The organism is Paraprevotella clara YIT 11840 (genome assembly GCF_000233955.1).
GTDB lineage: Bacteria > Bacteroidota > Bacteroidia > Bacteroidales > Bacteroidaceae > Paraprevotella > Paraprevotella clara.
Genome location: NZ_JH376592.1, coordinates 1 through 25,497, shown reverse-complemented (window position 1 = coordinate 25,497; position 25,497 = coordinate 1). Strand labels below are relative to the sequence as shown.

Below are 25,497 nucleotides of genomic sequence, written 5' to 3'. Positions count from 1 at the left end.
TCGGGAACTTTTTTTGTATCCGGACGGATACGGTTTCAAATCGCAAGTCTTTTATTTTCCGGTGGATTCATTTGCCGGGGCACGGCATGGGATTCCTCGCAGTACCCGTTCGATGTACAGGATTTCTTCTCCTATATGGTCTCTTTCTTGCATGGAGTCCGGATAAGGCACGGGAATTTGGGGAGCGATGCCTTTCCCGTCGATGACGATGTCCGGCCAACGGCAACTACGGGTGGTGGGGACACCCAACCGGAACCACCCGAGGGGAGACGTGAATGAGTAAACGTTGGATAAGTCGATGGCTCCTAAGGTCGGCTCGTTGCCGAATAGCGTCACTTTTTCACTGTTCTTCGCCTCCAGTATGAACTGTTCCGCTGATGAGGCGTTACGACCATGAATGAGGATGCCTACCTTGCGCGGATAAGGATACACGGAATCCCGTTTCATAAGCCGGATGCGCTGTAGTCCCGGTCGCAGTACGTATCCGCCCAAATGTTGTGCTACGCTGTCGGCCATGTCTTGGCAAAACCTCGCCCATGTTTCTTCAGGATTTTCTGTGACAAGCCTCCGATAAAGGGAAAGGAAATCGGGGGTGGCGTAGAGTTCCACGCCATGGGTGAGGTACGGTTGGCTGTAAACCAGTGCCATCAGGGTTTGGAAATTCATGTCGTTGCCCCCTCCGTTTCCTCTTAAGTCCACAATCAAGTAGGGGCGTGAAGTGATTTCTTTCAGGTTTTTTTCCACGATTTCGTTGGATTCGGAATCAGCAAAGGACGGGATGCGCAGAAAAAAGGTGCTGTCGTTCATGGCCTTGGCGGTGTAGTACATGTTGAAGGATTCCGGACGGTGGCTTTTTGCCCGTCGGGCAAGTTCCCTTTGTATGATGGACTGAAATTTGGCGTTTCCCTCCGGGGTGGTGTTCACCCATAAGTGGCCGTCGTTGAAGTTCCGGACGTATTGGTCCATGGCCAAAGGCAGTGTGTCCGGCCTTTGGATGATGATATTCCTCAGGGCGGCGGTACGTTGGTTCCATTCGTCTTCCTTTCCTTGCGTCTTTATCTCGTATCCCGGATAGTTACGTTGGATGAAGCCCGTGAGCCAATCGAACTCGGATAGCGCCTCCTCCCGGGTTTGTGCATCAATGGGATGTATGGACAGGAGGGTGAAGACGTAGAACAATATTTTTCTGTGTATCATATAGGTATAGGATTATATGAAGCAAATTTACGATTAAAATTCAGGAAAAGGAATTTTCTCCCACATTTTTATGGTCACTCCGGAAAAACTCTGTACTTTTATCCTTTCAAAGAACAGGGAAAGGCTATGGCAAAGGATAAGACCGTCTATGTGTGTGCGAATTGCGGACAGGAATCACCGAAGTGGGTGGGGCGTTGCCCTGCGTGCGGGGAATGGAATACTTTTAAGGAATTCACTGTACGCAAGGAGAGTGTGTCGGCTGCCGTGCCGGGAGGATTCCGTCAGGCGTTGCCGGGGGAACCGTTGCGTAGGAGGCCTATTCCCGTGGGACAGATTGTGACCGATGAAGAACCGAGGTTGGACATGCACGACGAGGAACTGAACCGCGTATTGGGCGGCGGACTGGTGCCCGGCTCATTGGTGCTTCTGGGTGGGGAACCCGGCATCGGGAAGTCCACGTTAGTCTTGCAGACCGTACTGAAGATGACGGACAAGCGGGTGCTTTATGTCAGTGGAGAGGAGAGTGCGCGGCAGTTGAAGTTGCGTGCCGACCGTTTGGTGCCAAGGGCAGGAGGAAAGGCGGACGGACGGGAAGGGTTCTTGTCCCGTTCGTCTTGTATGGTCGTGTGCGAGACTTCGCTTGACCAGATTTTCCTGCACGTCCGTAACGAGCAGCCGCAGTTGGTGGTCATCGATTCCATACAGACCATTATGACAGAGGCCGTGGACAGTTCGCCCGGCAGCATCTCGCAGGTGCGCGAGTGCGCCGCGCTGTTGTTGAAATTCGCCAAGGAGAGCAATATTCCCGTGATATTGATCGGCCATATCAATAAGGAGGGGACACTGGCCGGCCCCAAGGTGTTGGAACATATCGTGGATGCCGTGTTGCAGTTCGAGGGCGATCAACATTATATGTACCGCATCCTGCGCAGCATCAAGAACCGTTTCGGCAGCACGGCCGAGTTGGGCATCTACGAGATGCGGCAAGACGGTTTGCGGCAGGTGAGCAATCCTTCGGAACTGTTGCTCACCGAGAATCACGAAGGACTGAGCGGCGTGGCCATTTCTTCGGCCATCGAGGGCGTGCGCCCCTTCCTCATCGAGACGCAAGCCTTGGTTAGCACGGCGGCTTACGGCACGCCGCAACGTTCGGCCACCGGTTTCGACCTGCGCCGGTTGAATATGTTGCTGGCCGTGTTGGAAAAGCGAGTGGGCTTCAAACTGGCGCAGAAAGACGTGTTCCTGAACATTGCCGGAGGATTGAAAGTGACCGATCCGGCCATCGACTTGTCCGTCGTTGCCGCCGTGTTGAGCAGCAATGTGGACACGGGTATCGAAAGCGGCGTCTGCATGGCCGGGGAAGTCGGCTTGAGCGGCGAGATACGTCCGGTAAACCGTATCGAACAGCGCGTGGCGGAAGCTGCCAAGCTCGGTTTCCGGCAAATGATAGTCCCGCGCCACAATTTGCAGGGATTCGACACGTCGAAACTGAAGATAGAACTTGTCCCAGTGCGGAAAGTGGAAGAGGCGCTCCGTGCGCTTTTCGGTTAAACGAACAGATAACGATAAGGATATGATAGAAGAATACCAACTCAGGGTCTTGCCGGAAACGGCAGCCAATGAGCAGGCCTTGCGCCGTTACATTGCCCGCGAGAAAGGAAAGGACGAACGGACGCTGACGGCTATACGGGTGTTGAAACGCAGTTTCGACGCCCGCCAACGCACGATATTCGTCAACTTGAAGGTACGGGTGTACGTCAATGAACAGCCGGAGGACGATGAATTTGTCCGTACGGCATACCGGAATGTGGAGGGACGTCCGCAGGTGGTTGTGGTCGGTGCCGGTCCCGGCGGACTGTTTGCCGCCTTGCGCCTGATTGAAGCGGGGTATCGTCCCGTCATCGTGGAACGAGGTAAGAACGTCCGCGACCGTAAGTTGGACTTGGCCAAAATATCGCGTGAGCATAAAGTGGACAGCGAGAGCAATTACAGTTTCGGGGAAGGCGGCGCAGGAGCTTATTCCGACGGAAAGCTGTACACCCGGAGCAAGAAACGCGGGAACGTGGAGAAAATCCTGAATGTATTCTGTCAGCACGGGGCCAGTGTGTCCATCCTGCAAGATGCCCATCCTCACATCGGGACGGACAAACTTCCGAGAGTCATCGAGAATATGCGCAAGACGATTCTGGACTGCGGGGGAGAAGTGCATTTCGAGACCCGTATGGATGCTTTGCTCATCGAGAAAGACACGGTGGTGGGGATAGAGACGAACACGGGGAAGACCTTCCGCGGGCCGGTTATTCTGGCCACGGGGCATTCGGCGCGTGATGTCTATCGCTGGTTGCATGCCCATGGCGTGGAAATCGAAAGCAAGGGCTTGGCGGTCGGTGTGCGTTTGGAACATCCGTCGCTCCTCATCGACCAGATACAATATCACAACCGGAACGGAAGGGGAAAGTATCTTCCGGCTGCGGAGTATAGCTTTGTGCAGCAAGTGGAAGGCCGCGGGGTGTACAGTTTCTGTATGTGTCCGGGCGGGTTCGTCGTCCCGGCAGCCAGTGGCCCCCGGCAGACGGTGGTCAACGGGATGTCGCCCAGCAACCGTGGGTCGAAATGGAGCAATTCAGGCATGGTGGTGGAATTGCATCCGGAAGATTTGGAAGAGAAATCACTGGCCGGTTTTATGGCTGTTTCCGGTTTGCAGCCGGACGTGCGGAATCCGTTGGCCATGATGTGCTTCCAGGAAGCCTTGGAAGAACAGAACTGGCAGCAGGGAAATTGTCGGCAGACGGCTCCCGCGCAACGGATGGCCGATTTCGTGAACGGGCGTTTGAGTTACGACCTGCCCGCGAGTTCGTATGTTCCCGGACTGGTGTCCTCGTCTTTGCATTTTTGGATGCCGAAGTTCGTCACGGCACGGCTGGCAGAGGGCTTCCGCCGTTTCGGCAAAGCCTCCCGTGGTTTCCTGACCAACGAGGCCGTGATGATAGGAGTGGAGAGCCGCACGTCGGCACCCGTACGTATCGTGCGCGACGGGGAAACCTTACAACACGTGCGGTTGAAGGGATTGTTCCCGTGCGGCGAAGGTGCCGGATATGCCGGAGGCATCGTGTCGGCCGCGATGGACGGGGAACGTTGTGCGGAAGCTGCGGCTGCTTACCTCGGGAGTTAGAAATCCACTCCCAAGGTCATGGTGAGATTGCCCGTGCGGATGTGCCCGTCGAAGTCGTCGTAATGGTATTCGCTGTAGTTACGTCCGGCAATGTTGAACAAGCCGATGTCGTATCCCATCTCAAAGTAGAAGTTTTGGAAAGCCATGCCGCAACCAACCCGTATTCCGGCATCGAAGCGTTTATAGCGGTCGGCTCCGAATGGGTCAATCTTGGTACGGGAATCGTAAAGTTTGGTCGTTCCGCCTACGCCAACGGCCATGAAACCTCCGAAAAACGGTTGCACGGTGAAATCGTCGGCGTTGGTGTTGAGTTTGTATTTCAGTACAATGGGAATTTCCAGATACCTCATGTAACATTTCTTAAACTCGACTTCCTCCGTGGCTTCTATTTCCGTACCCTTTTCCGTGTAAATCAATCCGCTCTCCAAGAAGAAGGGTAGTCCGTCGCCCAGCTTGTTTCCGTAAACCAATCCGATATGATAACGCGGCAACGGATTGGTCTGTGCTTCTCCTCCTGTCCCTTTGTATCGCACCGTAGGGACGTTCAGACCGAAACGCAGACCGAAGTAAGAGCTTCGCCTGTAATCCCGCCAACGGCTCGCATATACGGGTTCTCCTTCATAGAAATCCTTTCCGGCGCTTACCGGCATGGCGGTCAACAGTAATAAGACATATAGAAGAAAAGTTTTTTTTGTCATGTGAGTGTATGCTTAATATCGATGATTTATTAGGCAAAAATACAAATTAATTTTATTTCATAAGCCTTTTTAGATAAATAATTGCTATTTTTGCGGATGTTATACAACGATAGAACAACTTTGAAATATTAAGGTCTCGGAGCGGTCGAGACAGGTGTTGTGGGCCTGCATGCAAAGAGATCCAATTCTGAAAACGTAGATATGAAAGTATTAAAATTTGGGGGAACATCCGTAGGTTCCGTAGAAAGCATTCTGAGTGTTAAAAAGATTGTTGAGGCTGAAAAGGAGCCTGTGGTTGTCGTAGTATCTGCATTGGGCGGAATTACCGACAAGTTGATTAAGACATCCAAGTTGGCTTTGGCCGGAGACTTGTCTTACCAGTCCGAGTTTGATGAGATTGCCGTGCGTCACCATCAGATGATAGAAGCCGTAATTCCTTCCGGAGAAAATAAGGAACGTTTATTGGAGACCATCGACGCCTTGCTGGATGAGTTGAAAAGCATTTATCAAGGCGTCTATCTTATCCGTGATCTTTCGCCTAAGACGTCTGCTGCCATAGTCAGTTATGGGGAGCGGCTGTCGTCCAATATAGTAGCCGTGTTGATAGACGGAGCCAAATGGTTCGACTCACGTACCTTTATTAAGACTGAGATTAAGTCGGGACGTCAGTTGCTGGCATCCGATTTGACGCACGAATTGGTCAAACAGGCTTTTGTCGACTTGCCGAAAGTTTCTTTGGTTCCGGGATTCATTTCCACGGATGCCGACTCCGGAGAGGTGACGAACTTAGGTCGTGGAGGGTCGGACTATACGGCCTCCATCATTGCAGCGGCATTGGATGCTTCTTTTTTGGAAATATGGACGGATGTGGACGGTTTCATGACGGCCGACCCGAAGGTGATTTCCACCGCTTATACCATCAATGAGTTAAGTTATGTAGAGGCTATGGAGCTTTGCAACTTCGGTGCGAAGGTGGTTTATCCCCCTACCATCTATCCGGTTTGCGTAAAGAATATTCCGATTCTCATCAAGAATACGTTTAATCCTTCGGGAAAAGGCACGGTGATTAAGAGCGACATCGCCGAAGACCAGAAGCCTATCAAGGGTATTTCCAGTATAAACGGAACGACATTGATTACGGTTTCCGGTTTGTCTATGGTGGGAGTCATCGGCGTGAACCGTCGTATCTTCTCGGCGTTGGCCAATAACGGCATCAGTGTGTTCCTCGTGTCGCAGGCTTCTTCGGAGAACAGTACGTCCATCGGTGTACGCGATGCGGATGCCGATGCGGCTTGCGAGGTTTTAAATGCGGAGTTCTCCAAGGAAATAGAGACGGGAGCTATGTACCGGATGACGGCGGAAAGCGGTTTGGCTACAGTGGCCATCGTAGGCGAGAACATGAAGCACACACCCGGCATCGCCGGTAAGTTGTTCGGAACGTTGGGGCGTAGCGGCATCAATGTGATTGCTTGTGCACAGGGCGCTTCGGAGACGAATATCTCTTTTGTGGTGGACGGGCTGTTCTTACGCAAGACACTTAATGTCATCCATGATAGTTTTTTTCTTTCGGAATACCAAGTCCTCAATCTTTTTCTGTGCGGAGTAGGGACGGTGGGTAGTAGCTTGATTGCGCAGTTGGCGCAGCAGAGTGAGAAATTGAAGAAAGAACGGGGTTTGAAGCTTAAGGTCGTGGGTATTGCCAGCGGGCACAATGCGATGTTCGACCGCGAAGGTATCAGTTTGGAGAACTGCCGTGAACAGTTGGCGCATAGTGCGCCGAGCGATTTGAACCGCTTGCGTGACGAAGTGATAGGAATGAACATCTTCAATTCCGTGTTTGTCGACTGTACGGCCAGTTCCGATGTGGCCGGACTGTATCAGGAATTTCTGGAGCATAACATCTCCGTGGTGGCGGCCAATAAGGCTGCGGCCTCTTCCGATTACGCCACTTATCAGAAACTGAAATCCACAGCCCGTCAGCGCGGGGTTAAGTTCCTGTTCGAGACGAATGTGGGAGCCGGCCTGCCCATTATCCGTACCATGAACGATTTGCTGAACAGCGGGGATAAGATTTTGAAGATAGAAGCCGTATTGAGCGGTACTTTGAATTTCATATTCAACAAGATTTCGGCCGACGTTCCGTTTAGCGAGACTGTACGGTTAGCCAAGGAAGAAGGATATAGCGAGCCCGATCCCCGTGTGGATTTGAGCGGAAAAGATGTCATCCGCAAGTTGGTGATTTTGGCGCGTGAAGCCGGTTACCGTATCGAACAGTCCGACGTGGAGAAGCACCTGTTCGTGCCCGATTCGTTTTTCCGGGGTACGTTGGATGAATTTTGGAAGAACCTGCCTTCCCTGGATGCCGATTTCGAGCGGCGGCGTAAGGTATTGGAGAGCGAAGGAAAACGTTGGCGTTTTGTTTCCCGTTACGAGAACGGCAAAGCCAGTGTGGAACTGTGTGAGGTAGGACGTGAACATCCGTTCTACACCCTCGAAGGTTCCAATAACATTATCTTGCTGACGACTGAACGCTATAAGGAGTATCCCATGCAGATTCAGGGATACGGAGCCGGGGCCGGAGTGACGGCGGCCGGTGTTTTTGCCGACATCATGAGTATTGCCAACGTATGACATATATATAATTAAGGTAAGGAGATAAAGATGAAGCATATTATTATACTGGGCGACGGCATGGCCGATTGGAAAGTTCCGGCCTTGGGCGACAAGACGTTGTTGCAATATGCCCATACGCCTAATATGGATTGGATAGCCCGCATGGGACGCAACGGATTGTTGCAGACCGTGCCGGAGGGATTTCATCCCGGTAGCGAAGTGGCCAATTCTTCCATTTTGGGTTACGATCAGCACAAGGTGTATGAAGGGCGCGGGCCGCTCGAAGCAGCCAGTATCGGAGTCGAACTGGCCGATGATGATTTGGCGTTGCGTTGTAATCTGATTTGCATTGAAGAAGGTAAGATAAAAAACCATTCTTGCGGACGGTTGGAGACGGAAGAGGCGGATGTGCTGATTCGTTTCTTGCAAGAGAAGTTAGGTAACGAGCGTATACATTTCTATACGGGTGTGCAGTACCGCCATTTATTGGTCATCAAAGGCGGAAACAAGCATCTGCATTGTACTCCTCCGCACGACGTGCCGGGTACGCCTTTCCGCGACTGTATGGTGAAGGCCGAGGTGCCTGAAGCGCAGGAAACCGCAGACTTGCTGAATCGCCTGATTCTGGAGTCTCAGAGGTTGTTGACCGACCACCCGTTGAATCTCCGCCGGATGAAGGAAGGCCGCGATGCGGCCAACAGTATTTGGCCATGGGGCGGTGGCAACCGTCCGGCCATGGTTCCGTTGACGGAGACTTATCCTCAAATCAAAAAGGGTGCGGTCATTACCGCCGTAGACCTCATACGGGGTATCGGACGTTATGCCGGTTTGCAGGTCATAGATGTGGAAGGGGCTACCGGTTTGTACGATACGAATTACGAAGGCAAGGCGCAAGTGGCGATAGAAGCCTTGAAAGACGGTGATTTCGTGTATCTGCATGTGGAGGCGAGCGACGAAGCCGGTCATGACGGAAACGTGGAATTGAAGTTGCAGACGATAGAGAATCTGGACCGCCGTGCCATCGGACCGATTTTGGAAGCCGTGAAAGATTGGGAAGAACCGGTGGCCATCGCCGTGTTGCCCGACCATCCTACGCCCTGTGCCCACCGTACGCATACGTCCGACCCTATACCGTTTGCCATTTACTACCCTGGCATAGAGCCGGACAGCGTACAGACGTTCGATGAGGACGCAGCTAAAGCCGGAAGCTACGGGTTGCTTCGAGGCGATGAGTTTATTCGTGAATTTATGAAACATTAATCGACCATACTTTATGAAATATTATAGTACGAACGGTAAGGCCGACCGCGCTACGCTTCACGAAGCCGTAGTGAAAGGCCTGGCGAGCGACAAAGGTTTGTTTATGCCCGAGGTCATCCGGCATCTTCCGGAGTCGTTCTTCGACGAGATACAGGACCTTTCTTTTCAAGAAGTGGCCTACCGCGTGGCGGACGCTTTCTTCGGAGAGGATGTGCCGGCCGATACGTTGAAACAAATCGTGTACGACACGTTGAGTTTCGATTGTCCGGTGGTGAAAGTTACGGAGAACATTTATTCCTTGGAACTTTTCCACGGTCCCACGTTGGCCTTTAAAGACGTGGGGGCGCGTTTCATGGCCCGCCTTTTGGGATACTTCATCAAACAAGAAGGGTGTAATCAGGTGAATGTGTTGGTGGCTACTTCCGGCGATACGGGGAGTGCCGTGGCCAACGGTTTTCTGGGTGTGGAAGGTATTCACGTGTATGTACTTTATCCGAAAGGCAAGGTGAGTGCCATTCAGGAATGCCAGTTTACGACGTTGGGGCAGAACATTACCGCCCTCGAAGTGGACGGCGTGTTCGACGATTGCCAGGCTTTGGTGAAAAACGCTTTCATGGACGAGGAACTGAACCGCCACATGAAACTGACGTCCGCCAATTCCATCAACGTGGCCCGTTTCCTGCCGCAGGCATTTTACTATTTCTACGCTTACGCCCAGATGAAGAAGTTCGGTAAGGCCGACCAACTGGTGGTATGCGTGCCGAGCGGAAATTTCGGCAACATCACGGCCGGACTGTTCGGCAAGGTGATGGGTTTGCCGGTGAAGCGTTTCATTGCAGCCAACAATGCCAACGACATCTTCTACAATTATTTGCAGACGGGAGAATACCATCCCCGTGCGTCGGTGCAGACCATCGCCAATGCCATGGATGTGGGCGATCCCAGTAATTTTGCCCGTATTTACGATTTATACAAGGGAAGCCACGCGGCCATTACGGCTGAAATCAGCGGGGCGACTTATACCGACGCGCAGATTGCCGAGACCGTGAAGGCTTGTTATGAAACGAACGGTTACTTGCTCGATCCGCATGGAGCTTGCGGCTTCCGTGCTTTAAGCGAGGGGCTGCGTGAGGGCGAATGCGGTGTGTTCCTCGAAACGGCACATCCGGCCAAGTTCCAGGCCACGGTGGAGAATATCATCGGCGGTTCGGTGGATATACCTGAAAAGTTGGCAGCCTTCATGAAAGGGGAGAAGAAGAGCATCCCGATGGGCAAGGACTTTGCCGGATTCAAGGCATACTTGATGAAACAATAGTTTTATCGTTTGTTGAAAACATCGCGCCCCTGTATGGCCTGACGTTTCCCCGAAAACGTGCAATGGCATACAGGGACGCGATGCTTTATGTTTGCACTATGTTACCGCACGAATTTCAGTGTGTGGGTAGTACCGGAGGCCGTTACGATACGCAACAGGTAGATTCCATTGTGCAACTGTCCGGCGGTAATACGGTAGTTTCCGTCCGCGCTTTCAGGCTTGTCGGAAGAGAGAAGCCGTTGTCCTCGGCTGTCGTAAAGGTCGGCACGTGCCACCTTTCCGCCATAGCGGAAGCGGATGTCCGTTTCTCCCGGGGCGGAGCAATAGACAGGAGTGTCAGCCGTTTGTGCGGCCATGCCTTGTATCGCCGAAGGTTCGGTAATCTCGAAATAGGTAGTTTGTGCTATTTCGGTGCCGTTGTGATTCGCCACGATGAAACGGTAGTCGCCCGGCTGGAGGGTAGCCTTGAATTGCAATTCAAAGTGCATGGGTTTTTCTTTTGTTGCCGTGACTTGCAAGATTTGGTATTGCAAGGGGTCGCCCAGTTCTTTCGGATAAATGCCGATTACGAACAGGTCTGTATACATATCGCCGCTGTGGCCTTCGATGTCGATGCTTCCCTTGTAGGTCATGGTCTCTCCTTGTTCGTACGATGCCTTGTCGAGTCCGCCTGTCAGGTTGAAGCCTTCGGCCAAGTCGGCTTCCTCGATGTCTATCGTCGTGAGGGGGCCTATGTAGTGAAACTCGTAGCCTATGAGGATGGCCGCCTGCAACCCGTACCGTCCTTCTTCCACTGCGGGCAATGTCCGTGTGGCGGTGAACGTGGTGTCATCGAGAGCGGGCAGGCAGAAACTTCCTACGGGAAAATAATCCATTAGCTCGTTCCTTTCAATGTCTATTAGCAGGGCATATACGTCATTGTGAAACTCGCTGTCTTTTTCCTCGTTCCGTATCTCCACCTTGAAATCCGCATTGTAGCCGCTGTAAAGCTTGCCGGAGGGAGTGATGTTCACTACGGTTTCCCGGCCGGAGGCGTGCCATTCGGAAGAGCCGTCCTGGAATACTTCGAGGTAAAATTCTTTTGTGGCATTGGGATTTTTCCGTATTTCTTTCCATTCTTCTTGTCCGGCTTGGCGCGCGGCCGGGTATATCCGGTATGTTCCCGGTGCCAACGTTGCCGGGTCGAAGCCGCTGAAAGTTAAAAACTCTATGGATGCCTCGGTAGGAATTTCGTTTTCTGTCCGGTAAGATTTGGAGAACGGTTGTGCCGTACCGTCCTTTTCGGCCATAAGGGTGATTTCCCCGTCGAATATGTAGCCGGAGTTTGTGATATTACCCAAGCGGAAGGTTCCGTTTTCATATTCGGCCTCGCCCATGTATAAATGGCAGGAAGGCACCGGTGTGCCGGTTCGGGGCATCAGGTGGACTATCATGCGTTGGAGAAACTTAAAGCCTCCTCCTCCGCCACCTCCGATGCCAAGACTTTCTGGATTAAGGGAATATAACTCAAAATACCCGTTGTTGATTCCTCCCCATCCCCAATTCACGTGCACGAGGTCGTCGCTGTCGTAGCCGTCGATGATAAAAGCATGGCCGCCATTTACGGCATCTTGTCCGTTATATTGGACAGGGCGCTTGGCCGAAAGCTCCGTTTTGATGAGGTTCATCCATTCTTCGGAAGAATAGAAAGACCTGAATGTGACATAGGCCGACGGGTCATAACCCAAATATTCCACCATGCCTTGCATGAGCTCCTCACAGGAGGTGTTCGATGTCGAGGCATAGTCCATTTGTGCGGCCACGCCACAGGCTTTCATCAGTGTGGCCACAGCATCGGCTTGTGCCTCGTCGTATTCGCCATAGTTGTAGGCAGGCAGCATGTTGTCCCAGTCGAAAGGCGTGTTGCCGAAATCGAATTCCACGGGGAATTGGTGAGTCTCCGTGGTGTAGGAATAGCTGCCTGTGCCGCGCTCCGGATATTTATAGTAGCGCATGATCATTGCGGCGGCCGTTGCAGCACAGCCCGTCACCATCTGTTCACCGTTGAGTTCGGGACAGAATTTGTTGTAGGGTGTGCCTTGGTCGTAGTTGATGTCGCCGAGCAAGGGAGCGACGGCTTCGGGGAACGACGTGTCTTCCTGTTTCAGGTTGAACGTCCGTCGCCCGTCGGGTGCTTCTCCTGTTTGGCGGATATGTCCGGCTTGCGCGGCGTATGCGTCGAGCAAAGCTTTGAGTCCGGCGGGCATGTCTCCGGTGCGGAATGCGCCTTCGGTGGAGTAACCGAGAATGTCGGCCATGCGGTCGTCCCCGGAAACGATAACGAAAGCTTCCGAGCCTTGGTTATAGGCGTACCATGCCGGTTGTGCCGTGCCGAGGCTGCGTTTCAAGGGGGAGGTCTCGGACGTGGCTGCCAAGGTAAGCGGTGCGGCGGCACGTGTGGCGGTCACACGTTTGGCGGCGAGGAACTCCTCTGCTATTTGCCGTGCCTGCGCTTCTTTGCGGGGCTCGGCTGAGGCTTGTGTACCGATAAGGGCGACCGCAAGCCAAAGGAGGTAACGATGTTTCATTGTATATAAATTGTTATGGTTTGTGATTTATCTGACGGTATTCGCCGTGTAGTCGCGGACGAGGTAGATGCCGCTGCCGTCACCGGTGTCGAATGCACTCAGCCAGAGTTGGGTGTGTTCGTCCTGTAATTTGCAGTAGAGGCGGAGGGTACCTGCTTGGAGTTTTTGCCCCATCTCGTTCTTCCAATTCTCATCGTTCCAGTCTTCTTCGGCTATCGGGGTATGGAGGTCGGGAGTCGATGCGTCGTCATAATACTCGGTCTCTACTTCCATATTGAATCTTCTTTGGGCATAGGTGCGCACGACGTAGAATTTTCTGGCATAGGTACTTACGTTCGTATTGGTGTAGATTTCATATTCCGTGATTTTCGACAGGATGTTGTCGTTGAATGTGAAGGCGCGGTTGATGGTGGAGAAGGAACTGGAGGACAACTTATCCGCAAATGTACCCAAATAAGTGCCGGGTTGCGACGTGCTTTCCGTGAGCCGGGGATAGACCTTCAGTGTAGTGGCGAGGTCGTCATCCCAAAAACTGCTGAAGATGTCGCAGGAGATGACTGTGTAGTCCAGTGTGCTGCTCATGTCTTTGTAAAAGTTGCCTTCCGCATCAGGGCCGAGGAACGAGTAACGGGCGTTGAACGATAAACTGTATTGTCCCGGTTCTTCGGGTGCGGTGAAGCTGAAATAGGCCGTTCCGTTTTCTTCCTTTTCCGAAGGATAGTTCAGTGACCCCCATGTGTAAGTCGCTTCGCTGATGTTCTGCCCGCCTGTGGGGAGGGCGATGGAGGCTGTCAGGGGTTGGCCGGGACGCACTTGATCTTTGCCGGTGTTCAGGCTGATGGTGCCGATCTTTGCCGGTGCCACGCCGTGCCGGGTAGCATCTTCTTCACTGCAGGCACTGAAGGCCACTGCGGCGCAACAGGCCGCCATGTAAATTTTGAAAGTCATTTTCTTCATCTTTTGTTTCTGTTATATTAATAATGTGTATGGCGGCGGATTATTTCCATCCTTCGCGCCGTATTTTTTCGTTCAGTTCCGTCACGATATCCTTGTAGTCGGCACGGCGGCCGCAGGCGCGTATCTTTGTGAGTGGGTATTTGTCCACGATGCGTTCCATCATCTCCTCGCGACTGGGAGGTGCGGCCAGCCGGATATATTCCTCGTAGGTATAAGAGAGGAAAGCCACAGTGGGGCCAATCCCCCGGTTGTCTAACCAATAGTTTCCTTCAAGCGGAGTAGGCAAGGCGGGCTTGCCGCCCCGTTGCAGGTCTACGGGATCGGGATAGGACACAATACGGGTGCGTTCTTCGTTCATCAGTACGGGCACTAACTTGGAGTAGTCCTTTTTCATTTTATAGATGTACACCACAGGTGACGACACGCCCGCTTGGCTCGTGGCGGTGACGTTTATGGTGCCCGTCGGCCTGTGAGTGGTGGAAGCCGCGTCAACCCGTCCCGTTTCATGCCGGCTTTCCGAGGAGGAATGACAGGCTGCGAGCAAGGCCGTTCCGGCCATCAAGGCGCAGATGCCGCTGTGTCTTTTGGGAAATTTCTGTTTCATCAGGTGTTTTGGGATTGAAAGTAGAATAATCATGCCGCAAATATAAGGATTTATCCTTGCGAAGTAAAATATAATGAAATAAAAGACAGGAAAAGAAAACAATAAACTGCTGATTACTGACATTTTGTCGTTTTCTGCGCCAATAATGTCAGTTGAAAAAAAGAGTGGGTGCTAAAAAGGATTGCACAATTTTAAAATCAGTCCGTATGGGCTTAAAAAGGTTTTCAAAAGTTTAATCCCGGACGGTCCGATGAAGTTATGGAGTTTCCGGGTACGGGGTTTGTATTTTATTCAGGCGGACGGGGCAACCGACAGGAAGGCCGTCCGGAAAGAAAAAATGAATGTATAACTTAAAAGATAGGAGATGAAGATTATGTCACCGATTAGAAAGTACAATGGTCAGAATTGGTTACCGAGTTTGTTTAACGACTTTTTCGACAATGAATGGATGGGCAAGGTGAACGCCACAGCACCGGCTATCAACGTGATAGAAAGTGATGCAGACTATAAAGTGGAAGTAGCCGCCCCGGGTATGACGAAAGAAGATTTTACCATCCATTTGGGCGAAGACGGAGAACTGGTTATCTCGATGGAGAAAAAGAACGAGGTGAAAGAGGAAGACAAGAAGAACAAACGCTATTTGCGTCGTGAGTTTTCTTACGCCAAGTTCCAGCAGGCTCTGGTTTTGCCGGATGACGTGGAGAAAGACAAGATCAGTGCAAACGTGAGTGACGGAGTATTGAACATCACGCTTCCGAAACGCACTCCGGAAGAGAAAGCAAAAGTGAACCGTGTGATTGAAATACAGTAAGTAGTTCTTTTCGCGTCCGTAAGCGTTTGATGATATGGAGGTTGTCCTTGGTAAGACAAGGGCAACCTTTTTTTGTGTTTCCGAGACAGGCAAATGGCGCTCCACGTCTATGTTTGTCAGACTTCCGGAAGGCGGACACGTATGGGCGGAAGGGGTGATTTCGTTCGGCTGAGAACGGAAAATCGTTTGGCTGAGAATGAAAAATCGTTTGCAGCAGATTGAAAAATCAGTCTCAGTAGATTGATTTTGTATTTGCAAGACGTTGATTTATAGTGTGGTGTGTTTTTTGCAAGAAAATGCGGATTGTCAGATAAAAAGATTCATTTTTATTATCACGGATTTCGCCTTAACTTTGCGGCATAATCATCCATGATTTGTCCATGAGAAAATTACATCCTTTCATGTTGGCCGGTACGGGGAGCGACGTGGGCAAGAGCGTATTGGCAGCGGCTTTGTGCCGCATTCTCCGGCAAGACGGTTACCGCCCGGCTCCGTTCAAGGCACAGAACATGTCGCTCAATTCGTACGCCACTCCCGAAGGGTTTGAGATAGGGCGGGCGCAGGCCGTGCAGGCCGAAGCGGCCGGCATACCGTGCCACACGGACATGAATCCCGTGCTGCTCAAACCGAATTCCGACCATACGTCGCAAGTGGTGCTCAACGGGCGGCCCGTGGGCAACAGTTCGGCTTACGACTACTTCCGCCGGGGCGGACGCGAGGAGCTGCGGGCGGCGGTGTGTGCGGCGTTCGACCGGCTCGCCGTCCGTTACAACCCCATCGTGATGGAGGGGGCCGGCAGCATCGCCGAAATCAACCTGAGGGACCGCGACATCGTGAATATGCCCATGGCCCGCCATGCCGGGGCCGACGTGTTTTTGGTGGCGGACATCGACCGGGGCGGGGTTTTCGCTTCGGCTTACGGTTCCATCATGTTGCAGATGCCTGAAGACCGTCGACGGATAAAAGGCATCATCGTCAACAAATTCAGGGGCGACCGCCGATTGTTCGACGATGGCGTGCGGATGATGGAGGAAGTGTGCAGCGTGCCGGTACTCGGGGTGATACCTTATTTCCACGACATACAGATTGAGGAGGAGGATTCCGTGGAACTGGAGCAGAAGAACGACCGTGCTGCAGCGGGACGGGTGAACGTGGCCGTGGTGAAGTTGCTCCACCTGTCGAACTTCACGGATTTCGACCGCTTGGACCGCGACGACAGGGTGCACCTGTATTACACCGACCGGGCGGATGAGTTGCAGAAAGCGGACGTCATCGTGTTGCCCGGCAGCAAGAGCACGTTGGACGACCTGCGCGAACTGAAACGCAACGGCTTGGCCGAGGCTGTGGTACAAGCCGCCCGGAGCGGCAAGACCGTCATGGGGATTTGCGGAGGCTATCAGATGATGGGCACGGAGGTAGCCGACCCCGACGGGGTGGAAGGCACACCGGCACGCTTGTCTGGTCTGGGGCTATTGCCCGTGCATACGGTCATCGGCCGGGAGAAAGTGACCCGTCAGGTGGAGTTCCGTTTTCGCGGTTCCGGAGCGCTGTGCCGGGGCTATGAAATCCACATGGGCAGGACGGTGGCCGACGAGGCAGGGCAAGCCTTCGTCCCCTTGAACCGGTTGGCGGACGGGACAGCCGACGGGTGTTACGTCCACGACCGTTGCATGGGGACTTACATCCATGGTATTCTGGACAACCCTTCTGTCTTGGATTTCCTTTTGGCTCCCTATACGGAGGGGGCGGCTTGCGGAACCACGGAGGACTATGCAGACTACAAAGAAAGGCAATACGACCTTTTGGCTGCCCATGTGCGGCGGCATCTGGATATGGAGAGGTTCTATCGTATCTTGTCGTCAGAGGAGGTAGAGTAAGACGCCCGTCAGGATCATCAGGATTTCCGCACGCCGGTTGACGGCCACGGCCTGTTGCATGTCGATCGTGGTGAGCGGGCTCAGGCGGTTTCCGATGTACGGTTTGAAACAATACTCGCCGAAGTAGTGGTGCGGCCCGCCGAAGCGGCAGTCCAGTATGCCGGCCAGTGCCGCCTCGGGGTAGCCGGAGTTGGGACTGGCGTGCATCCGTCCGTAGCGGCGGATGAAGCGCAGTTCTTCTTTCAGGTTGCGGGCGCTTTTGCCTTGCCGGAAGGGGATGCACGCGGCCAACGCCATCAACAGGGCAGTGAGACGGGCGGGGAGGTAGTTGGCGGCATCGTCTATCCGGGCGGCTGCGCGGCCGAAGTCCTTGAACCGTTCGGTGCGGTAGCCGAGCATGGAATCCATGGTGTTGATCATTTTATAAGTCAGCATCCCCGGAATACCCAACACGTAGAGCCAGAATAACGGGGCAATGACACCGTCACTCAGGTTTTCCGCCAAAGTTTCCAGAGCGGCGGTGCGTATTTCCTGGTCGCTGAGGCGGCTTGTATCCCGTCCCACGATGCGGCTTACTTGCCGCCTTCCTTCTTCCAAAGAACGGTCGGCGGCGCAGAATACCATGCGCACTTCCCGAATGAGCGTCGTGCCAGCCAGACAGTAAAAGATAAGTATGCCCGTCGCGAGATAATACAAGTAAGTTCCCCCGGCCTCCCATTGCAGGCAAGCTGTCCATAAGGCGGCCAAGGCGAGATGGGCGGATAGGAAGAGGGTGCAGAGCGTGGCGACGGTCCAGAAAGTCCCTTTGGCACGCCGGTGGTCTCCGTGGTTGGCTTTCCGTTCAAAAAAACTGATCCAGCGGCCGAAAGCCACTATGGGGTGCGGCAGCCGGGTGGGGTCTCCGGCGCAGAGGTCCAACCCCCATCCGATAAGTAAAGGAATAATGCTGTGCATGGGCGTGGTTATATGGAAAACATCCACTCTCCGATGGCGGCCAACAGGCGGTCGTCTTCTTCGGGAGATTGTACGGCTATGCGGAAGTACCGTTCGTCTAATCCTTCAAAATTGCCGGCATCGCGGATGAGCATGCCGTGCGTTTCGGCCAAGTAGTCTTTCAGTGCCGAGGCCTTTCCCATCCGCAGCCGGGCCAACAGGAAGTGGGTTTCTCCCGGCCAAACTTCGGCTATGCGCAGGGCTTCCAACTGTCCGGCCACGCGCGCCCTCTCTTCCAACAGGGCTTGCAAGTCGATGCGGAAGTCTTTTTCGTGCTCCGTCAGGAAGAGGGCGGCTTCCAATGCCAACGTGTTGACCGACCACGGCATTTTGTTCTGCCGGATACGTGCCGTCCATTCCTGCCGGGCGGTCAGGTAGCCGACGCGCAATCCCGGGATGCCGAAACGTTTCGTCAGGGAATGGAGCAATATGACGTTGGACAGTGCGCCGGCTTCATGCGGAGAGAACAACATGCGTGTGGTGAAATCCTCATAACTTTGGTCGATGACGAACAGGACGTCCGGATGCCGTGCGGCCAGCCGTTTCATCTCATCGTGGGGAAGGACGGCTCCGGTTGGGTTGTTCGGATTGCAGATCCACACGATGTCCGCATCCTCCGGCAGATGGTCGGTGGTATAGATGGACCGTACCTGATGGCCGTGCAGGCGGCAGGCATCCGCGTATTCCGAAAACGTGGGGGACAGGATGCAGGAACGTCTTCCGGAAAAAGTTTGCGCAATCAGATAGATGGCTTCCGTGGCTCCGCTCGTCAGGCAGACCGATTCCGCGCTTATCCCCATCGCCTGAGCCAGTTGGCTTTCTACGGCATGCGGTGACGGTTCGGGATAGGAACGTACTTGTTCCCAACAGTTTTCCAGATGCCGGAATAAGGGAGCAAGCGACGTATGGTGATATACATTGCTGCTGAAGTTCAGGGTTATCTTGCGGTCGTACCGGTATGAGTCGTCTCCGTGTCCGTTGAGCATGGTGATATAGGGTTGGTTTGATGCCGCAAAGTTATAAAAAAGGTACTGATTTACTTTTATAAAAAACGGAAACATGCCGTTTGTGGCGTGTTTCCGTTGATATTCTTCTCGTAAGATGTCTGTTTAGAAATTGAAACCTAAGCGAGCGGAGAAGATACCGCATTTTGTCTTTTCTGCAATTTCGTTGAAATCGAGAGCATATCCGATTCCTACATTAAACTTGTTGATGTCGAGAGTGGCACCGATTTGCCAACCGAACTGTACGCGGTTCCATGTACCGTCCTCGCCTACGTCGTCTTTATCGAAGTTATTGTAATCTTCGTCCCATTCGTAATCGCTGGCATCTACATATTGAGAAAATTCCGACGGGATGCTGACTTCCATTTTGTCATTTGATTTAGACATCAGGTTTACTCTCAAATAAAAACCGGTGTAGGGTTTCAATGCCAATTTATCGTTGATATTGATTTTGTAAACAACGTTGAGAGGGATAGTTAAACCTAACGTTGTGGTAGACCATTTGTTTTCGGCGCTGATGGTATAACCGTAAATCGTTTCGCTGTCACTTTCGCTGTCGCTGTAACGTGCGAAGTTGATGCCGGCACCGGTTTCGAAGAACAACGGCAGTTTCTTTGCGATACTGAAAGACTGTACATACCCCAATGAAAAACCGTTCATGTCTTGCGATGGAGCGTCGTCAATGTCGATGTTAACGAACGTACGGTCGTAAGAGAAACGTAAGCCTTTCCAGGGGGTGTTGTCCGAGGATGATGACGATGAACCGCCACCGTTCATGAACTGTGCGAAAGACATTGTAGAGCAACCTAACAACATCGCGGTCAATAAACACTTAAACTTTTTCATAATCTCTAAATTTTGAAATGAATAAATCTATGATTTAACACTAATAATTGAACGTCATACGCCAAATGTTGGCTTTGGCCTCTTTGTTGCCGCGCTGGGATACGAAGTAGATGTAGCGTCCGTCTTTGCTCCACACGGGGCTGAGGTCGTCTGCGGCATGGTAGGTGAGTTGGGCGAATCCGGTTCCGTCTAAGCGCGATACGAACAAGTCGGTATTGTAATAAGAAAAAGAGCCGGTTTCTATTTTACTGCTTCCCACGAACAACAACCATTGTCCGTCCGGTGAGATGGAAGGAGAGGTGAAGTCGCGATCGGGTTGCGAGACGATACACTCTTCCACGCCCGTTTCGTAGTTGACCTTCCATATCTCGCTGTGTCCCGCAGCATTGGGGCGCACGCAGATGAATGCCGGTTCGCCTTTGACGGGGTAAGGGTTCAGTCCTTGGGAGTAGTTGGCTAAAAAGTTGTTCTGCATGTCGTGGCTCCAAATGCTGATGCTTTTGTTTTCCTGTCGGGCAAAGAATATCAATTTCATGTCTGCCGAATAAATCGGAGAATAGTCCATGTTGCCGGACGTGATTTGCCTGCATACGAAACCCTTGTCGGCAGACGTTTGGAATATCTGGTTGGTTTTCCCGCGAGCCTCGGAGAACACGATTTGCTTACCGTCGGGTGAATAAGAAAAGTCCAATACAGCAGTACGGTTGGTCTTCTGGATGGAAGAGCCTTGTTTACTCAAATCTTTAATGAAGATATTGGTCGTGTTGTTGCGGAAAGACAGATAGGCAATTTGGCTTCCGTCTGTGGAAATATCCAAGATGCGGTTGGAGAACCAACCGATGCCTCGGTTGCTTCGTTTGACTTCCGGCATACACACGTAATCCGTGGTTTGGGAGATTTGGGTGAAGTCGGTTCCCGATTCTTCCGGAACGGACACTACCGAGTAGTCTACGCTTTGAGCCATAGTCGATTCACAAGCTAAAGCGAGTAGAAAAACCATACTATAAGGTTGTATTCCGAATCTCATATCTGTGTTTTTTCTTTAGTTTAAAAGCATTGAACCTTATTATCAGGTCCTGTTTCTTCTTCTCAAAAATGTATATCTCTTCATAAGAGAGCAACTCCGGAACGTTTTATCTTCTTTTACAGCATGATATATTCCTCTGAAAAAAGGTATTTCTTAACTTTCTCAACATTTTACGCACATAATTTGTATTTTATTGAAGTATAATTTTGTATTATACAATCTTTTGAATATTTTTGCATTAAATAGTTGCTCTCTTATGAAGAGATAAACCGTGTTCCTGTGTAGTCTTTCTTTTCAATCATTGTTATTTTTTGGTCATTAGGGATTTATTTGTTTCCTTTTTGTAGGATTGAGCAGTTTTTTTCTCTGAAATCTGTTCGGGATAGATTTTATTTTACTATATTTGTATAAGGTACAGCGAATGTACCGATATTGTTCAATTTAAAAACTTAAATTATGAAAAAAATCTTTTTAATGTTGGTAGCGGCTCTCGTGGTGGGAACGGCTACAGTGAATGCACAGATTTGGGGTGGTCAGTTGATACTCCGTGGTGGTTTTGCCGCTAACAATTTCAAGGGTGACAATACGAGAGGAATCGACATGTTGCCGGGGTATAATTTCAGCCTTGATTTTAATAAGAACTTCTATAAAGGAGCATATTGGAATACAGGCGTAATGTTTGGAACACGCGGGTTCGACGTAAACCATAGCGATGCCAAATTCCGTGCCCACAACTTCAATATTCCTCTTACGGTGGGTTATAAGTATAATCTGACGGATAACCTTGCGGTGGACGGCCGTTTCGGAGCTTTCTTCGGCGTGGATATGGCTGGAAAGATAGATGATGGGAACGGCGATGACGTGAAGATTGGAGATATTGAGGATTACAAGCGTTGCGACGGAGGTCTTATTATAGGAATGGGCGTGTGGTACAAACGAATTAATATAGACTACACCTTTAAGCGTGGGTTTGGAGAAGTATGGGAAGACGGTCCTGCAGGAGCCGTAAACCACATGATTCGTCTGGGTTACGCATTCTGATTTAGAATTAAAGAATATAGATGTTTTTGTTCTTTCTGCGGCTTGCGCTTGTGCGCAGGCCGCTTTTTTGTACCTTTGCGGAAAGTTTGGTTTAATGGAGGAGAGCGAAAGGATGACGAAAATTACTACGATCGTTTTTGATTTGGACGGTACGTTGCTTAATACGTTGGATGATTTGGCAGACAGTACGAATTATGCCCTGGCACAGTTCGGATTTCCTACGCGCAGTGTGGAGGAGGTGCGTCGTTTCGTGGGTAACGGAGTGCGCAAATTGATGGAACGCGCCGTACCTGCCGGTACGGATAGTGAAAGGTTTGAGGCTGTGTTCGACTGTTTTAAACGCTATTATGTGGAACATTGCATGGTGAAGACTGATTTATATCCGGGTGTTGCAGATTTGTTGCATGAACTGAAAACAGCCGGTTATAAGATTGCCATTGTGTCGAATAAACTGCAAGGCGGGGTGGATGAACTTTATCGTCATTATTTTCAGGATACGGTACAAGTGGCTGTAGGAGAACGTGCCGGTGTACGTCGCAAACCGGCTCCCGACATGGTGGAAATCGCATTGCAGGAACTGGGGGTGGAAAAGGACGAAGCCGTTTACGTAGGAGACTCGGATGTAGATGTGGCTACGGCTGCCCATGCGGGGCTTCCGTGTATTTCTGTATTATGGGGTTTCCGCGACCGGGATTTCTTGGAACGAAACGGGGCCGTCCGTTTTGCGGACAGCCCTGCTGATATACTTGGTCTGTTGGAATCCATTTCCCGACTGTGAATCCTCCGGAAGTTGCCAAAGGAAACGGTATTCGTGGCAATATACCCTTCTGGTCTTTTGTTCTTCTGTCTGAAAGATGCCTCCTGAGGTAGTATGTCTTTCTGCTCTTTTGGCTAAAACGTAACTCCTCGGTAATATGTTTCCCTGTCTGAGCTCCCGGGTCAGTCCTCGAGCGAGTAGTCGATCGTTGTTACGACACGTACCTGTTTGATATAAGGTGTGTTCGGATCTCGGTTCTCGATGGAGAACTGTCCTTGGTAGGCGCGTTGTATGCTTCCCAAACTGCTTTCCGAGTCTTTGGCAAACTTTTCGGCAGCCGTACGTGCATTTTTGGTGGCCTCCTCTATCATCTTCGGTTTGATATCGTTGAGGCTCGTGTAATCGTATGTCACGTTGTAGCGGTAATCCCCGGAAACGATGGCTACTCCTTGTTTGAGCAGTTCGCTTTGTTCGTTGATGAGACCTCTCACCAAATCTACCTGTTTAGAGGTGACCGTGACGACCGTGGTTACATTGTAGCGGTAGGGTTGTACGGTCGTATTATAGCGTTCGGCTTTGGTGTCGATGATTTCTGGGGCGTTTACGTTGATTTCATTCTCCTTGACCCCTTTGCTTTTCAGGAATGCGATGATTTTTGCATTGGATTCCTCTATCTCATTATAAAGGGATACCATATCGTTTCCCAAGACTTTATAAGTCAGCGGCCACGTAACCTTATCGGCTTTTACTTCCATTTCGGCCAGTCCTTTGACGGTTACTACACGGCTGCGGGATGAAAACTCACTGAGGCCATTGCGTACAAATACGCCGGCCAATGACAGTCCTACGGCCAAGATAATGGCCTCTATTCTCCAATTCTTCATACGTTAAAGTTTTAATGAATACAATCGTAAGAAGCAAATATAGCTGATATGTGATGAATATGGCAAGAAGAAGTATGAAAAATCCTAAATACGCCCGAAACTTTATTTTCTTTCACTTTTGTTTGTGAGAAGATACGTTTATCCGTCAACTGTCTTTTTATGGTATGAAATATCCCATCTGTATTCCGACCTTGTTAGAAAGCCGGATACAGATGGGATTATGGTGCATTGCGGAAGGTGTTTAATAGAGGTCTTCACCGAGTCCTCCGGCTCCACAGATATCTATCGGAACCAATTCCATGAAGTCGAGGGTAAAGTCAGAGGTTTCACTACTGGTCAATACGGAGCGCAAGCGTACGGTGTGGTGGGTATTGGCTTTTACTTCCACAGTACATATCTTACGGCGCAGTAAGTTGCATGAATTATAATAAAGGGTACAATTACTTGCATTATATCTCGGAATATCGTTGCCGTCGTTACCGAAGAACACGCTCTTAGGCGCGCTATAGTAGCCGTTGTTTTTCATGATGCGCGCGTTTTCTTCCAGCTCTTCCGTTGTGTAAATACCGCTTGAGTTTTCATCTTTGTTTCTCCAGCCAGCCCACCCGTTGTAGAGACCGCCGATTCTTCCGTCGTTACCGAAGATGCGCATGTCCATGGGGAGGCCTTGGGGGATACCGTCTACGTAGACTTGTCCGATGCCGCGAGATTCCAAGGCTGTATAGCCCAAGCGTAGCTCGTACGTGCCGGGTGGGACGTTTGGTAGCCGGAACGTTACGTCGTAACTTGTTCCTAAAATACCTACTACGTCTCCTCCCATATTGGACCATTGGATGATAGGGCGCTCTAAGAAAAATATGGTATTTTCACCAAATGTTACGTTGTCCAAATATCCGGGTGGAAGATACCAGTTGTGTCCTCCGCCTTCTGTTCCTTCTTCGCTATTGTCTCCGGCATTGTATCCTTGTGTGGGATTGCCGCAAAGGCGGATGTTGTTGGTGGTGAGTTCGGGCCAAAGAGTCAGTACATCTATGCGTATACGCGTGTTCATCACTTGGTTGCGCATAGTCTGGTCGTAAGCCAGAACATCGTCCACGTAATAATACGCTACGTTTAGTGAGAAATTGTCGGCATTTTCAGGGATTGTCAGATGTGCCCCTCTGATACGTTCGTAATTGTTGTAAACACACGCTTCGCTGTGGTTGATGTAGAAGTCGCGTTCGTATTCCACTGCCGGATCGATTGTACGATATACTTTTTCCAGTTTGATGGTGGAAAAATCGAGTAGCGTGCTAATCCATTCCGTGGGGTCAGCGTAGGCTGTGTAGATTTGCCAGCAGTTGATGAGTTTGGCCGTACTGGTGAACAATCGGTCTAGGATATGATAGGAGAGGAACATGTTTAGCGGGTTATGTCTGCTTTTCAGAGAGGTTTTGTTCCAATACAGTTCTTTGTATGTTTTACCGGTAGCGGGATCTGTCTTATCCAGTCCGAAGATGCTGGCGGAAGTGTAGTCTGCGTACTTTTCTGCGGCCAGGTCGTATAGAGCATCTATCTTTTGGTCCATGGTCATACCTTCATTGAAACGCTCCCCATATTTTTCGTAAAGGACTTTATCGGGTACGATAAGGAGGGTAAAACCTGTGTATCGGTGGTCCGGTCGTTTGCCTATGTAATCTTCATTACCGATACGCATACTTTGGGTGAAAGGGGCATAGTTGTTCTTCCATACTTCGTAGTCATCGTCACGGTAACGTGACAGGGAATCGAGCAATGCAGTCCGCTTGAGGGCTTCGTAGAAGATTGTGAAATCTTTGTGGTTCTCGTCTAAGAGGCTGGATCCCAGGCTCGTGTTGGGTACTATCACTTTGTCC

Annotated in this window: 20 protein-coding genes; 9 read left to right on the top strand and 11 right to left on the bottom strand. The window is 51.2% G+C overall.

Going from position 1 to position 25,497, the window contains the following annotated elements:
- Positions 1 to 51 precede the first annotated feature (51 nt).
- Positions 52 to 1,197 (bottom strand): S41 family peptidase, encoded by a 1,146-nt coding sequence (locus tag HMPREF9441_RS04410; RefSeq protein WP_008618449.1) that lies wholly within the window; start codon positions 1,195 to 1,197, stop codon positions 52 to 54.
- A gap of 126 nt (positions 1,198 to 1,323) precedes the next feature.
- On the opposite strand from HMPREF9441_RS04410, the gene radA reads away from it, so the two are divergent.
- Positions 1,324 to 2,748, top strand: a complete 1,425-nt coding sequence (gene radA / locus HMPREF9441_RS04405; protein ID WP_008618448.1) for a DNA repair protein RadA — start codon at positions 1,324 to 1,326, stop codon at positions 2,746 to 2,748.
- Between the two features lie 22 nt (positions 2,749 to 2,770).
- Positions 2,771 to 4,369, top strand: coding sequence for an NAD(P)/FAD-dependent oxidoreductase (locus HMPREF9441_RS04400; RefSeq protein ID WP_008618447.1), 1,599 nt, complete (start codon positions 2,771 to 2,773; stop codon positions 4,367 to 4,369).
- Here HMPREF9441_RS04400 and HMPREF9441_RS04395 read toward each other — a convergent pair.
- Complete coding sequence (locus tag HMPREF9441_RS04395) at positions 4,366 to 5,067, bottom strand: outer membrane beta-barrel protein (protein ID WP_008618436.1); 702 nt, start codon at positions 5,065 to 5,067, stop codon at positions 4,366 to 4,368. The genes HMPREF9441_RS04400 and HMPREF9441_RS04395 overlap by 4 nt on opposite strands.
- Positions 5,068 to 5,268: 201 nt before the next feature.
- Here HMPREF9441_RS04395 and thrA point away from each other — a divergent pair, with 201 nt between their 5' ends.
- Genes thrA through thrC form a run of 3 tightly spaced genes read left to right on the top strand, consistent with a single transcriptional unit; the run spans position 5,269 to position 10,255 of the window.
- Positions 5,269 to 7,698, top strand: a complete 2,430-nt coding sequence (gene thrA / locus HMPREF9441_RS04390) for a bifunctional aspartate kinase/homoserine dehydrogenase I (protein ID WP_008618432.1) — start codon at positions 5,269 to 5,271, stop codon at positions 7,696 to 7,698.
- Between the two features lie 30 nt (positions 7,699 to 7,728).
- The gene (locus tag HMPREF9441_RS04385; RefSeq protein WP_008618431.1) at positions 7,729 to 8,940 is read left to right on the top strand and encodes a cofactor-independent phosphoglycerate mutase; all 1,212 of its coding nucleotides are present in this window, start codon (positions 7,729 to 7,731) and stop codon (positions 8,938 to 8,940) included.
- 13 nt (positions 8,941 to 8,953) lie between these two features.
- A complete protein-coding gene (thrC, locus tag HMPREF9441_RS04380; RefSeq protein WP_008618430.1) occupies positions 8,954 to 10,255 on the top strand; it encodes a threonine synthase in 1,302 nt (433 codons plus the stop codon).
- A 101-nt stretch (positions 10,256 to 10,356) separates the two neighbouring features.
- On the opposite strand, the gene HMPREF9441_RS04375 is transcribed toward thrC, so the two are convergent.
- The 3 genes from HMPREF9441_RS04375 to HMPREF9441_RS04365 are packed head-to-tail and all read right to left on the bottom strand — an operon-like array spanning position 10,357 to position 14,416.
- A complete protein-coding gene (locus tag HMPREF9441_RS04375; protein WP_008618429.1) occupies positions 10,357 to 12,822 on the bottom strand; it encodes a thiol protease/hemagglutinin PrtT in 2,466 nt (821 codons plus the stop codon).
- Between the two features lie 27 nt (positions 12,823 to 12,849).
- On the bottom strand, positions 12,850 to 13,770 hold the full coding sequence (locus HMPREF9441_RS04370; RefSeq protein WP_253270809.1) for a hypothetical protein: 921 nt from the start codon (positions 13,768 to 13,770) through the stop codon (positions 12,850 to 12,852).
- Between the two features lie 49 nt (positions 13,771 to 13,819).
- Positions 13,820 to 14,416, bottom strand: a complete 597-nt coding sequence (locus HMPREF9441_RS04365; protein ID WP_008618421.1) for a hypothetical protein — start codon at positions 14,414 to 14,416, stop codon at positions 13,820 to 13,822.
- Positions 14,417 to 14,756: 340 nt separating this feature from the next.
- Between HMPREF9441_RS04365 and HMPREF9441_RS04360 the strand changes: the two genes are divergently transcribed.
- Both HMPREF9441_RS04360 and HMPREF9441_RS04355 read left to right on the top strand, forming a co-directional pair.
- Positions 14,757 to 15,194, top strand: a complete 438-nt coding sequence (locus HMPREF9441_RS04360; protein ID WP_172604782.1) for an Hsp20/alpha crystallin family protein — start codon at positions 14,757 to 14,759, stop codon at positions 15,192 to 15,194.
- Positions 15,195 to 15,574: 380 nt separating this feature from the next.
- Entirely contained in the window at positions 15,575 to 17,071 is a 1,497-nt protein-coding gene (locus tag HMPREF9441_RS04355) for a cobyric acid synthase (RefSeq protein WP_008618415.1), read from the top strand.
- Here the strand turns inward: HMPREF9441_RS04355 and cbiB are convergent.
- The 4 genes from cbiB to HMPREF9441_RS04335 form a co-directional block, all read right to left on the bottom strand.
- Complete coding sequence (cbiB, locus tag HMPREF9441_RS04350; RefSeq protein ID WP_008618414.1) at positions 17,054 to 18,025, bottom strand: adenosylcobinamide-phosphate synthase CbiB; 972 nt, start codon at positions 18,023 to 18,025, stop codon at positions 17,054 to 17,056. The two genes, HMPREF9441_RS04355 and cbiB, sit on opposite strands and share 18 nt — an antisense overlap.
- A gap of 8 nt (positions 18,026 to 18,033) precedes the next feature.
- On the bottom strand, positions 18,034 to 19,050 hold the full coding sequence (gene cobD / locus HMPREF9441_RS04345; RefSeq protein WP_172634917.1) for a threonine-phosphate decarboxylase CobD: 1,017 nt from the start codon (positions 19,048 to 19,050) through the stop codon (positions 18,034 to 18,036).
- Between the two features lie 123 nt (positions 19,051 to 19,173).
- Positions 19,174 to 19,914: an outer membrane beta-barrel protein gene (locus tag HMPREF9441_RS04340; protein ID WP_008618412.1), complete on the bottom strand. Its 741-nt coding sequence runs from the start codon at positions 19,912 to 19,914 to the stop codon at positions 19,174 to 19,176.
- A 40-nt stretch (positions 19,915 to 19,954) separates the two neighbouring features.
- Positions 19,955 to 20,941 (bottom strand): TolB family protein, encoded by a 987-nt coding sequence (locus tag HMPREF9441_RS04335; protein ID WP_008618410.1) that lies wholly within the window; start codon positions 20,939 to 20,941, stop codon positions 19,955 to 19,957.
- Between the two features lie 456 nt (positions 20,942 to 21,397).
- Between HMPREF9441_RS04335 and HMPREF9441_RS04330 the strand changes: the two genes are divergently transcribed.
- Both HMPREF9441_RS04330 and HMPREF9441_RS04325 read left to right on the top strand, forming a co-directional pair.
- Positions 21,398 to 21,982: an outer membrane beta-barrel protein gene (locus HMPREF9441_RS04330; RefSeq protein ID WP_008618407.1), complete on the top strand. Its 585-nt coding sequence runs from the start codon at positions 21,398 to 21,400 to the stop codon at positions 21,980 to 21,982.
- A 112-nt stretch (positions 21,983 to 22,094) separates the two neighbouring features.
- Positions 22,095 to 22,760 carry an HAD family hydrolase gene (locus HMPREF9441_RS04325; RefSeq protein ID WP_244949611.1) on the top strand — a complete coding sequence of 222 codons (666 nt, stop codon included), beginning with the start codon at positions 22,095 to 22,097 and terminating at the stop codon, positions 22,758 to 22,760.
- A 161-nt stretch (positions 22,761 to 22,921) separates the two neighbouring features.
- Here the strand turns inward: HMPREF9441_RS04325 and HMPREF9441_RS04320 are convergent, their stop codons facing one another.
- Positions 22,922 to 23,623, bottom strand: a complete 702-nt coding sequence (locus tag HMPREF9441_RS04320; protein ID WP_008618405.1) for an SIMPL domain-containing protein — start codon at positions 23,621 to 23,623, stop codon at positions 22,922 to 22,924.
- A gap of 241 nt (positions 23,624 to 23,864) precedes the next feature.
- A partial coding sequence (locus tag HMPREF9441_RS04315; protein ID WP_008618402.1) for a hypothetical protein occupies positions 23,865 to 25,497 on the bottom strand: 1,633 nt, incomplete at its 5' end.

Coding starts and splice junctions, on each gene's coding strand:
- HMPREF9441_RS04385 (WP_008618431.1), top strand. CDS start 7,729: ATGAAGCATATTATTATACTGGGCGACGGCATGGCCGATTGGAAAGTT.
- HMPREF9441_RS04370 (WP_253270809.1), bottom strand. CDS start 13,770: ATGACTTTCAAAATTTACATGGCGGCCTGTTGCGCCGCAGTGGCCTTC.
- HMPREF9441_RS04400 (WP_008618447.1), top strand. CDS start 2,771: ATGATAGAAGAATACCAACTCAGGGTCTTGCCGGAAACGGCAGCCAAT.
- cobD (WP_172634917.1), bottom strand. CDS start 19,050: ATGCTCAACGGACACGGAGACGACTCATACCGGTACGACCGCAAGATA.
- HMPREF9441_RS04375 (WP_008618429.1), bottom strand. CDS start 12,822: ATGAAACATCGTTACCTCCTTTGGCTTGCGGTCGCCCTTATCGGTACA.
- HMPREF9441_RS04335 (WP_008618410.1), bottom strand. CDS start 20,941: ATGAGATTCGGAATACAACCTTATAGTATGGTTTTTCTACTCGCTTTA.
- HMPREF9441_RS04365 (WP_008618421.1), bottom strand. CDS start 14,416: ATGATTATTCTACTTTCAATCCCAAAACACCTGATGAAACAGAAATTT.
- radA (WP_008618448.1), top strand. CDS start 1,324: ATGGCAAAGGATAAGACCGTCTATGTGTGTGCGAATTGCGGACAGGAA.
- HMPREF9441_RS04330 (WP_008618407.1), top strand. CDS start 21,398: ATGAAAAAAATCTTTTTAATGTTGGTAGCGGCTCTCGTGGTGGGAACG.
- HMPREF9441_RS04320 (WP_008618405.1), bottom strand. CDS start 23,623: ATGAAGAATTGGAGAATAGAGGCCATTATCTTGGCCGTAGGACTGTCA.
- HMPREF9441_RS04395 (WP_008618436.1), bottom strand. CDS start 5,067: ATGACAAAAAAAACTTTTCTTCTATATGTCTTATTACTGTTGACCGCC.
- HMPREF9441_RS04360 (WP_172604782.1), top strand. CDS start 14,757: ATGTCACCGATTAGAAAGTACAATGGTCAGAATTGGTTACCGAGTTTG.
- HMPREF9441_RS04325 (WP_244949611.1), top strand. CDS start 22,095: ATGACGAAAATTACTACGATCGTTTTTGATTTGGACGGTACGTTGCTT.
- HMPREF9441_RS04410 (WP_008618449.1), bottom strand. CDS start 1,197: ATGATACACAGAAAAATATTGTTCTACGTCTTCACCCTCCTGTCCATA.
- HMPREF9441_RS04355 (WP_008618415.1), top strand. CDS start 15,575: ATGAGAAAATTACATCCTTTCATGTTGGCCGGTACGGGGAGCGACGTG.
- thrC (WP_008618430.1), top strand. CDS start 8,954: ATGAAATATTATAGTACGAACGGTAAGGCCGACCGCGCTACGCTTCAC.
- cbiB (WP_008618414.1), bottom strand. CDS start 18,025: ATGCACAGCATTATTCCTTTACTTATCGGATGGGGGTTGGACCTCTGC.
- thrA (WP_008618432.1), top strand. CDS start 5,269: ATGAAAGTATTAAAATTTGGGGGAACATCCGTAGGTTCCGTAGAAAGC.
- HMPREF9441_RS04340 (WP_008618412.1), bottom strand. CDS start 19,914: ATGAAAAAGTTTAAGTGTTTATTGACCGCGATGTTGTTAGGTTGCTCT.